Origin of the sequence: Deinococcus rhizophilus (genome assembly GCF_030271215.1) — a bacterium.
Classification (GTDB): Bacteria; Deinococcota; Deinococci; order Deinococcales; family Deinococcaceae; genus Deinococcus; species Deinococcus rhizophilus.
On sequence record NZ_JASNGB010000117.1, the window covers coordinates 1 to 9,243 of the forward strand.

Consider the following 9,243-nt stretch of genomic DNA (forward strand, 5'->3'; position numbering starts at 1 on the left):
GGACCTCACCCGCGCGGTGGAGGCGGCGCTGGCGGCGATCAGCACGCCGGAGAACCCGGTCACGCTGGACACCAGCGGCGGCCCGGTGCTGGCGCTGGGGGGCGCGGTGCCCTTCAACCCCGACGTGGCCGCCCGCACCCTGACCCTGGGCGGCGAGCGCCGCATCGAGTTCAATCCGCAGGGACCGCTCCCGCTGGCCGAGGTGCTGCGAACCGAACTCGCCCGCGAGCTGGGGCTGAGGGAGTGGACGGCCGCCGCCGCCCGCGTGCGCCTCAGCGGGGCGGACCTCAACGGGGACGGCACCATCGACCTGACCGACCTCGCCCTGCTGATGAACAACCACGGCAAGACGGGCGCTCTGGCGGGCGATCTCAACGGCGACCGCAAGGTGGACGACGCGGACGTGCGGCTGTTCTCCTCGCAGTACAGGTTCTAGAGCATTTGCCATAAGAATGCGGTGGGTTTCCGCATTCGTTGGCCGAGCGGACTTGCAAAGCTGCGCAGCAGAGCGAGCGAATTGAAGAAGAGCATTTGACAGAATTACGGCCCCCGGGGAACGGCGCCCCAGGTGCCTCCATTCTGCCCAATGCTCTAGCCCCGGGTTCTCCGCCGTCGGCCGTCAGCTGTTCCGGCCGATTGCCGACGGCTGCGTGCCCCTCCCCTGCTACCCTNCTCTAGCCCCGGGTTCTCCGCCGTCGGCCGTCAGCTGTTCCGGCCGATTGCCGACGGCTGCGTGCCCCTCCCCTGCTACCCTGCCCCCATGACAGGCGAAGAACGCGACACCATCGACCTTCAGGACTTTCTGAAACTGCGCGGCATGGTCGAGACCGGCGGCGAGGCCAAGTTCCGGGTGCAGGGCGGCGAGGTCCGGCTCAACGGGGAGATCGAGACGCGGCGGCGCAAGAAACTGCGCCGGGGCGACGTGGTGGAGTACGCGGGCGAGCGCGTGCGGGTGGACTGGTGACGGGAGACGCGGCCTGGGAGGGCGCCCTGCTCGACTTCCGCCGCCGCAAGGACGCCCATTTCGCCTCGGGGCAGGGGCCGATTGGGGCGGACGCACTGGCCGACTTCCACGGCCTGAGCTACTTCGCGCCCGACCCCGCCTGGACCTTCGTGCTTCCGGTCGAGCCCGGCGACGGCACCGGGGTCATCCTGGCGACGAACACCGGCGAGCCGCGCCCAATGGCCCGCTTTGGCGAGGTGACGCTGCCGCTCTCCTCCGGTCCCCACCGCCTGACCCTCTTCGCGCCCCCCGGCGACGAGGCCCCCGCGCGGGTCTTCGTGCCCTTCCGCGACAGCACCAGCGGGCAGGACACCTACGGGGCCGGGCGCTACCTCGACGCGCCGCTGGCCCGCACGCCGGAGGGACTGCGGGTGAGCCTGGATTTCAACCTCGCCTACCACCCCTACTGCGCGTACGGCGACGGGTGGACCTGCCCGCTGCCGCCGCGCGAGCACTGGCTGCCGGTGCCGGTGCGGGCGGGAGAGCGGCTGCCAGAACCCGCGCAGTCCTGACTCACGGCCCGCTGCCCCCGGCCTCTGGCCCTCCCACCAGCTCGGGCCTCGGCCACAGCCGCAGGTTGGCGGGTCCGGCCACGTCGCGCAGGTCCACCGGGCCATACGCGCGGGAGTCCAGACTCTCGCCCACCAGCCGGTTGTCGCCCAGCACCCAGACCTTGCCGGGGGGGACGCGCAGGGTCGGCTGGTCGCTCAGCACGCCATCATTGACATAGCTCTCGGCCAGCACGCGGCCGTTCACGACAACCTGACTGTCCCGGATCTCGACCGTCTCGCCGGGCAGGGCGATCACGCGCTTGACGTTGTAGGGGCGGTAGCGCAGCCCCAGGCGGGTGCCGTAGCTGTAGGGGCTGTCGGCGGGGGCCTTGAAGATCAGCAGGTCGCCGCGCTGCGGGTAAGCCGTGGGCAGGCCCCAGGCCCGCAGCCAGCGCGGATACTTGAGCAGCAGCAGCAGGTCGCGGCTTCGCAGGGTCGGCTCCATCGAGTCGCCGTCCACGCGGGCCAGGGTCGCCCCGAAGGTGGTCGCCAGCCACACCGGCAGCAGCGCCCCCAGAATCCAGATTCGCCAGACCTCGCGCCAGCCGCCAGAGGCTCGCAGGGGGGAATCGGGCGGCGTCACGCGGGGCATGCTAGAGCATTTGTGCCAGAGCGCCGCCGCCTTCACCCGCGCTTCAGAATCTGGAGAGGGGGACCGGGGCGGCGGCTAGGCTGGGGCGCATGACTGCTCAGGAACTCACCGTCGAGAAGTACCACGAGGGACAGGGCACCCCGGCACAGGTCGGAAAGATGGTCCGGGTCCACTACACCGGCACGCTGGAAAGCGGCCAGAAGTTCGACTCCAGCCGCGACCGGGGCGAACCCATCGAGTTCCCGCTGGGCGTGGGCTACGTCATCCCCGGCTGGGATCAGGGCATCGCGGGGTTGCGCGTGGGCGACCGGGCGCGGCTGACCATCCCCGGCCACCTCGCGTACGGGGCGGCGGGTGTCCCCGGCGTGATTCCGCCCAACGCGACGCTGATCTTCGACGTGGAACTCGTGGACGTGCGGTAAGGCCCAGAGTCCAACAGGCAGCGCCCCGCCGACGATGGGCGGGGCGCTGCTGTGGCCGTTATTCCTCGCCCAGCGTGCTGCCCATCTGACCGATGGGGTCGCCGTCCTGAAGCTTCATGTTGCCCTGTTCGTCGAGGCCGCCGCCCTCCTCCTCCATGCCGAGGGCGGTGGTGCCGGGGCTGTCCTGCACCACGCTGGCCTGCTGCGGGGTCGGATAGGTGGACTCGGTGGCGCTCTCGGAATCGGTGCTGCGGCGCTCCTGCGGCACGTCGGTCTGTTCGTCGCTGCGGTGTCCGGTCATGGGGGCACGCTAGGTCGGGGCGCGGGCAGGCGCGTGTGCCGGGCGTGAAGCGGGGTTCACGGGGCTACAATCGCCTCACCCATGTCCAGATTGCTCATTCTGTTGACCGCCGCGCTGTCCGCCGCTCCGGCGCTCGCGCAGGCACCCGCCCCCGCACCCCTGCCTCTGCTGGCCCAGGCGACCACGCCCGCCGCCCAGCCTATCCCCGCCAACGTGCTGCGCGTGCGCTACGTGCGGCCCGACGGCCAGTACACCGGCTGGGGCCTGCACGCCTGGGAGGACACCACGGCGGCCGTGGAGTGGACCAAACCGCTCCCGCCGACCGGACGCGACGCGGGCGGCCTGTACTGGGACGTGCCGCTGAAAGCCGGAGCGCAGAAGGTCGGGCTGATCGTCCATCAGGGCGACACGAAAGACCCCGGTGCCGACCTCTTCGCGGACCCCACCAAGGGCCGCGAGGTCCTGATTCAGAGCGGCAAGGCGGAACTGGCCTACGTCTCGCAGGAGCCAACCGTGCCTGCTGGAACCGCCCGCATCAACTACTTCCGCCCCGACGGGAACTACGCGGGCTGGGGCCTGCATGTCTGGGAAGACACCAAAACGCCGACCGAGTGGGCCAAACCTCTCGCGCAGACCGGCACCAATTCCTTCGGCGTGTACTGGGACGTACCCGTAAAAGACGGCTGGCAGAAACTGAACTTCATCGTGCACAAGGGCGACGACAAGGACCCCGGCCCCGACCAGAGCCTCGCGCAGACGGCGGGCAACCAGGCCTGGGTCGTGAGCGGCAAGGCGGAGGTGTTCACCACCCGCCCCGATACCAGCGTCCGCACGGTGGGCGACCTGCAAAAGCAGCAGGCGATCATGGTGGGCGCGGACCTCGTGGCCGTGAAGCCCGAGCTGGTGCAGCCCGGCGCCCTCTACACCCTGCATACGTCCCCCACCGCTGGCCTGAAGCTCACCCCGGCGGGCGTGGAGGGCGGCGACACGCTGACCCTGCTGCCGGTCGAGGGTGGATTGAGCGCCGCGCAGCGTGCCCAGACCCCCCATCTGGCGGGCTACGCCCTGCTGCGGGTCCGTGAGGAGGACCGCGCCCGGATCGGCACCGCCCTGCGCGGGCAACTCGCCGTGAGCAGCGCCCTCCCCGACGGCACGCTGCTGGGGGCGACCGGGGTGCAGCCCGCCCGCGCGCTGGACGCCCTCTACGCCTACGACGGTCCCCTGGGCGTGACCTGGGCGGGGAACCGGCCCACCCTGCGCCTGTGGGCACCCACCGCGCAGGACGTGAAGCTGAGGCTCTCGGGCGCGGACGGCAGCAATGAACGCACCGTCGCCCTCACCCGCGACGCGAAGGGCGTCTGGAGCGTGACCGGCGAGCCGGGCTGGAAGGGCCAGGGCTACCGCTACGAGGTGCGCGTCTTCGCGCCCAGCACCGGGAAGGTGGAAACCAACCTGGTCACCGATCCTTACGCGGTGGCGCTGAGCCTGAACTCCACGCGCGGGATTATCGCGGACCTCAGCGACGCGGCCCTCAAGCCGAGGGGCTGGGACACCCTCAAGAAGCCCGAGCTGGCGAGCGTCTCCGACCTCAGCCTCTACGAGCTACATGTGCGGGATTTCAGCGTGCTGGACACGACGGTCCCCGCCGCACAGCGCGGCACCTACCTCGCCTTCACCCAGGGCGGCAGCGCGGGCATGAAGCACCTCAAGTCGCTGGCCGACGCGGGCTTGAAGGCCGTCCACCTGCTCCCCACCTTCGACATCGCCACCATCGACGAGAACCGGGCGAACTGGAAGGCGCCGAATCCTGCCGACCTCGCCAAACTGCCCGCGAACAGCGACGAGCAGCAGAAGCGGATCAACGCCACCCGCGACGCCGACGGCTTCAACTGGGGCTACGACCCCTACCACTACACCGTGCCGGAAGGCAGCTACGCGGTGAACCCCGCGCAGCGCACGCTGGAGTACCGACAGATGGTCGCGGCGCTCAACGGGGCCGGGCTGCGGGTCGTGCAGGACGTGGTGTACAACCACACCAACGCGGCGGGGCAGGCCGACCGCAGCGTGCTGGACAGAATCGTGCCGGGCTACTACCACCGCCTCAACCTCGACGGCGCGGTGGAGACAAGCACCTGCTGCTCGAACACCGCCTCCGAGCACCGGATGATGGAAAAGCTGATGATCGACTCGCTGCTGACCTGGGCGCGGCAGTACAAGGTGGACGGCTTCCGCTTCGACCTGATGGGCCACCACCTGCTCGTCAACATGCAGAACGTGCGCCGGGCGCTCGACAGCCTGACCGTGCAGAAAGACGGCGTGGACGGCTGGAAGATCTACGTCTACGGCGAGGGCTGGGACTTCGGCGAGGTCGAGAAGAACAGGCGCGGCGTGAACGCGACCCAGCTCAACCTCTACGGGCAGGGCATCGGCACCTTCAATGACCGCATCCGGGACGCCATCCGGGGCGGCAACCCCTTCGGCGGCCTTCAGGAGCAGGGCTTCGCCACTGGGCTGTTCACGCTGCCCAACGGCCTGCCCGCCAATGCGGACCGCGCCCGCGCGCTGAAGCTCGCCGATCTGGTGCGCGTGGGCCTGACCGGGAACCTGCGTGACTACGCCTTCACGGACGCGGCGGGCAAGCGGGTGACGGGCAAGGCCGTGGACTACAACGGGGCGCCCGCCGGGTACGCGGCTTCTCCCCGCGAGACGATCAACTACGCCTCGGCGCACGACAACCAGACCCTCTGGGACGGGGTGCTGCTCAAGGCGCCGCGCACGGCGACCACCGCGCAGCGCGTCCGCATGAACAACCTCGCCATGAGCGTGGTCGGGCTGGGGCAGGGCATTCCCTTCTTCCACGCGGGCGAGGAACGGCTGCGCTCCAAGAGCTTCGACACCGACTCCTACAACAGCGGCGACTGGTTCAACGCGGTCAGCTGGACGGGCGCGGACAACGGCTTCGGCCGGGGCCTGCCGCCCGCCGAGAAGAACGAGGGGAACTGGCCGCTCTACCGCACGCTGCTGGGTGACCCTAAGCTCAAGGTGACCGCCGCCGACGTCACCCGCGCCAGCGACCACTTCCGCGAGACGATGCAGATTCGCGCCAGTTCCAGACTCTTCCGGCTGGAGACGGGGGCGCAGGTGTCGCAGGCGCTGACCTTCCTGAACACCGGGCCGAACCAGACCCCCGGCGTGATCGTGATGAAGCTCAGCGGGCAGCCCGGCCAGGGCCAGCCGTACCGGGACATCGTGGTGGTGTTCAACGGGAGCGGGCAGGCCGTGAACTTCGCCCACGCCAGCCTGCGGGCGCTGAAGCTCGACCTGCACCCGGTCCTCGCGAAGTCCAGCGACCCGGTCGTGCGCGGCGCGAAGGCGCAGAACGGCACGCTGAACGTGCCCGCGCTGACGACGGCAGTGTTTGTCGGGAAGTAACCCCCGCCCCTGGCGGCCCGTCTCCGGTGGGAGGCGGGCCGCTTCCCTTTGCGCCTAGACTCGCCCCATGCCTGCTCCCCTGCCCGTGATTCTGGACGGTGACCCCGGCCTCGACGACGCCATCGCGTGGCTGCTCGCCTTCGCCAGCCCGCAGGAGCTGAACGTGCTGGCCCTCACGACCGTTCACGGCAACGTGGGGCTGGACCGGACCACCCGCAACGCCGGGGTGACGCTGGCGCTGGCAGGGGCCGACGTGCCCGTGTACGCCGGGGCCGACCGCCCGCTGCTGCGCCCGCTCGCCACAGCCGCCGAGTTTCACGGCGAGAGCGGTCTGCCCGCCGCCGGGCTGCCGGAGCCGTCGCGGGGGCCGGAGGCCGAGCACGCGGTGAATTTCATCGCGCAGGCGGTGCGGGCGCGACCCGGTGAAGTCACGCTGGTGGCGACCGGGCCGCTGACGAACGTGGCCCTGGCCTTCCGGCTGGCGCCCGACCTCCCGGCCCTGGTGCGCGAGGTGGTGTGGATGGGCGGCAGCACCGGGGAAGGCAACCGGACTCCCGCCGCTGAATTCAACGCCTTCGCCGACCCCCACGCGGCGCAGATCGTGCTGACTTCCGGGGCGCCCGTGCGGATGTTCGGCCTGAACGTGACCATGCAGGCGGTCGCCACGCCGGAAAGGGTGGAGCGGCTGCGCGGACTGGGCAACCGGGCGGGCCGGATCAGCGCCGAACTGCTGACCTTCTACGCGGGCATCTACCGTGAACGCTACGGCCTGAGCGGTGGGGCGCTGCATGACCCGCTGGCCGTCGCCGCTGCCATCCGCCCGGAGCTGTGCCGGATGCAGCCCATGAACGTGCAGGTAGAAACGCACGAGGGCCTGAACTTCGGCCGGACGGTGTGCGACCTCTACGGGGTGACCGGAAAGCCCGCGAATGTACAGGTGGCGGTGGGTGTGGACCACGAGGCGTTCTTCGGGCTGCTGCTGGAGCGGGTCGGAAGACTGGGATAGGCAGGAGGCCGTGGGCTATGGGCTTTGAGAAGGTGGCTGTGAGCAAGGGGAGGCGGTTTGGCGGACTGCACTGGGACGATTACGCCGTCGACCCCCCTCTCCTGCGGAGCTGTGCCAGTCCCAGCCTCCCCCGCGAGGAGAGAGAAGCCAACAAGCGAGAGCTCAAGCCTTTCAACAACGGGCACATCCGACGCCACACAGGAGTCAGCGAACCGAGTCCGCACCGCCTTCCCCACGCCTCAATCGCGCAGCGAGACGCTGGCCGCAGTGGGATCACACCAAGATCAAGCCTTCCGGCCGAAGACCACGCTCGCCCAGCGCTGCCCGTCTGCCCTTGCCGAGCCCACCCCCACCCCCACCTCATCCGCCCCCATCGCCTCGAAGCGCCCCCGGAACAGCCGGTACGTCTCCTCCGCGATATACATCGCCCCCGCCCCCTCATTCCGCGCCCGCACCCGCCGAAGCGCCTCCTCGTCCGGCAGGGTCAGCACGTGGAAGGTCAGCGGCACGCCCAGCTCGGCGGCCCTCGCCCGCAGCGCGTCCCGGCTCGCCCGCGTCCAGAAGCCGTGGTCGAGGATGACGGGCACACCGAGTTCCAGCGCCCGCACCCACTGCGTTTCCATCAGGCCCAGCACCCGCGAGTGGTAGACCGGAAAGAGATCGGCGGGCGGGTCCTGGCCGTACAGGGCGACCATCCACTCGTCGCCCGTGAAGCGCATTCCCGGCAATTGGCGCTCCAGCCGCCGGGCAAAGGTGGTCTTGCCGCTGCCGATAAAGCCGTGCAGGGCGTGGATACGGGCCTCAGCCACGCGCTTCCCCCACCCGCAGGGCCACCCGCTCGCCCCCCGGCAGGCGGTAGGCGGTCAGCATCTGGGCGGGCAGGTCCGCGATGACGTAGGGCACCGGGTAGGCGGCCAGCCGGGTGTCGGTGTCGCTGGGCCACGCCGGGCCGCGCGGGTGGCTGTGGTACAGGGCGACCAGGGTCAGGCCGCCGAGCTGCATCGCCCGCAGCGCCCGCAGCAGGTGGCCGGGGTCGGCGAGGTAGGTCCGCTCGGGGTCGGGGGCGATGTTGGGCAGCGGATAGAGGGCGGCGGCGTGCGTGGCCTCGCCGTGCGCATGCCCGCCGAGTGCCCCCACGCACTCGCGCGGGGCCTCGCGGCGGGCATGCGTCCACAGCGCGTCCGCGAGGGCGGGAGGCAGGATCAGGGTCACCCCGGCATTATCCATGCCGCGCCCGGCGCCCCACGGCGGGGCCACGTGCCCGTCGCGTGCCCGTCACGCCTCCATCACAGGTGAATGGGGCAAAAAGCGGCGCTGGGCGCGGGCGGCGCGGGCGTGGGGTGGGCTACACTGCGCGGTATGGCGAAGGCGCGTGCAAAAACGGCTCCTCCCCCCGGTCGCTTCGACGGGGAGGCGCTGGGCCTGGTGCTGTTCGCACTGGGCATCTTTCTGGCAGTGACGCTGCTGCTGCCGCAGTTTTTCACGGGTGGCGGCATCATGGCGCAGGCGAACGAGGCCCTGATCGGCTGGCTGGGCTGGGGAGCCACGCTGCTGCCGCTGGTGCCGGTGTGCTACGGGGTGCTGGTCTTTCTGGGCCGCGACCTCTCGGGCCTGACCCGGCGGGTGCTGGGCGGCGCGGTGGTGGTGGCGGCCCTGCTCGCGCTGCACGAGGTCTTTGTGCCGGGGGCCGCCGGGGAGGGGGCCGCGCGGGTGATGGCCCCGCTGACGGGCACCCTGAGCTACGCCGCCGCCCTGCTGCCGCTGGTGGTGCTCACGCTGGGGCTGGAGATCATGCTGCGCCTGCCTCCCTTCACGCTGCTCAAGGGCTTTTTCCGGGGCGTCAGCGTGCTGCTGGGGGGCGGGGCGACCGCGGTGCAGGGAGCCATCGAGGCCCGGCAGGACGGGCGCGAGGCGGCGCGGGCACGGGGCGGCGTGC

The 9,243-nt window shown here is 70.9% G+C and carries 10 protein-coding genes and 1 pseudogene; 7 read left to right on the plus strand and 4 right to left on the minus strand.

The window, feature by feature from the left end:
• From QOL99_RS11785 to QOL99_RS11795, 3 genes are all read left to right on the plus strand, one after another.
• On the plus strand, positions 1 to 436 hold a 436-nt coding region (locus QOL99_RS11785; protein WP_285524070.1), incomplete at its 5' end, for a hypothetical protein.
• Between the two features lie 324 nt (positions 437 to 760).
• A complete protein-coding gene (locus QOL99_RS11790) occupies positions 761 to 964 on the plus strand; it encodes an RNA-binding S4 domain-containing protein (protein WP_285524073.1) in 204 nt (67 codons plus the stop codon).
• On the plus strand, positions 961 to 1,515 hold the full coding sequence (locus QOL99_RS11795; protein WP_285524075.1) for a DUF1684 domain-containing protein: 555 nt from the start codon (positions 961 to 963) through the stop codon (positions 1,513 to 1,515). The genes QOL99_RS11790 and QOL99_RS11795 overlap by 4 nt, the downstream gene beginning before the upstream one ends.
• Position 1,516: 1 nt before the next feature.
• Here the strand turns inward: QOL99_RS11795 and lepB are convergent, their stop codons facing one another.
• The gene (gene lepB, locus QOL99_RS11800) at positions 1,517 to 2,146 is read right to left on the minus strand and encodes a signal peptidase I (protein WP_285524077.1); all 630 of its coding nucleotides are present in this window, start codon (positions 2,144 to 2,146) and stop codon (positions 1,517 to 1,519) included.
• Between the two features lie 89 nt (positions 2,147 to 2,235).
• Here lepB and QOL99_RS11805 point away from each other — a divergent pair, with 89 nt between their 5' ends.
• Positions 2,236 to 2,568 (plus strand): FKBP-type peptidyl-prolyl cis-trans isomerase, encoded by a 333-nt coding sequence (locus QOL99_RS11805; RefSeq protein WP_285524079.1) that lies wholly within the window; start codon positions 2,236 to 2,238, stop codon positions 2,566 to 2,568.
• Positions 2,569 to 2,626: 58 nt separating this feature from the next.
• On the opposite strand, the gene QOL99_RS11810 is transcribed toward QOL99_RS11805, so the two are convergent.
• A complete protein-coding gene (locus QOL99_RS11810; protein ID WP_285524081.1) occupies positions 2,627 to 2,869 on the minus strand; it encodes a hypothetical protein in 243 nt (80 codons plus the stop codon).
• Between the two features lie 81 nt (positions 2,870 to 2,950).
• Between QOL99_RS11810 and pulA the strand changes: the two genes are divergently transcribed.
• Together pulA and QOL99_RS11820 are read left to right on the plus strand one after the other, a co-directional pair.
• Complete coding sequence (gene pulA / locus QOL99_RS11815; protein ID WP_285524083.1) at positions 2,951 to 6,301, plus strand: pullulanase-type alpha-1,6-glucosidase; 3,351 nt, start codon at positions 2,951 to 2,953, stop codon at positions 6,299 to 6,301.
• 67 nt (positions 6,302 to 6,368) lie between these two features.
• Positions 6,369 to 7,307 carry a nucleoside hydrolase gene (locus tag QOL99_RS11820; protein ID WP_285524084.1) on the plus strand — a complete coding sequence of 313 codons (939 nt, stop codon included), beginning with the start codon at positions 6,369 to 6,371 and terminating at the stop codon, positions 7,305 to 7,307.
• 284 nt (positions 7,308 to 7,591) lie between these two features.
• Here the strand turns inward: QOL99_RS11820 and QOL99_RS11825 are convergent, their stop codons facing one another.
• Both QOL99_RS11825 and QOL99_RS11830 read right to left on the minus strand, forming a co-directional pair.
• Complete coding sequence (locus tag QOL99_RS11825; protein WP_285524085.1) at positions 7,592 to 8,116, minus strand: AAA family ATPase; 525 nt, start codon at positions 8,114 to 8,116, stop codon at positions 7,592 to 7,594.
• Positions 8,109 to 8,519: a Mov34/MPN/PAD-1 family protein gene (locus QOL99_RS11830; RefSeq protein WP_407650177.1), complete on the minus strand. Its 411-nt coding sequence runs from the start codon at positions 8,517 to 8,519 to the stop codon at positions 8,109 to 8,111. Before QOL99_RS11830 ends, QOL99_RS11825 begins: the two co-directional genes overlap by 8 nt.
• 147 nt (positions 8,520 to 8,666) lie before the next feature.
• Between QOL99_RS11830 and QOL99_RS11835 the strand changes: the two are divergent.
• Positions 8,667 to 9,243: pseudogene (locus QOL99_RS11835) on the plus strand (cell division protein FtsK); the annotation flags it as partial.

Coding starts and splice junctions, on each gene's coding strand:
- pulA (WP_285524083.1), top strand. CDS start 2,951: ATGTCCAGATTGCTCATTCTGTTGACCGCCGCGCTGTCCGCCGCTCCG.
- QOL99_RS11810 (WP_285524081.1), bottom strand. CDS start 2,869: ATGACCGGACACCGCAGCGACGAACAGACCGACGTGCCGCAGGAGCGC.
- QOL99_RS11805 (WP_285524079.1), top strand. CDS start 2,236: ATGACTGCTCAGGAACTCACCGTCGAGAAGTACCACGAGGGACAGGGC.
- lepB (WP_285524077.1), bottom strand. CDS start 2,146: ATGCCCCGCGTGACGCCGCCCGATTCCCCCCTGCGAGCCTCTGGCGGC.
- QOL99_RS11790 (WP_285524073.1), top strand. CDS start 761: ATGACAGGCGAAGAACGCGACACCATCGACCTTCAGGACTTTCTGAAA.
- QOL99_RS11820 (WP_285524084.1), top strand. CDS start 6,369: ATGCCTGCTCCCCTGCCCGTGATTCTGGACGGTGACCCCGGCCTCGAC.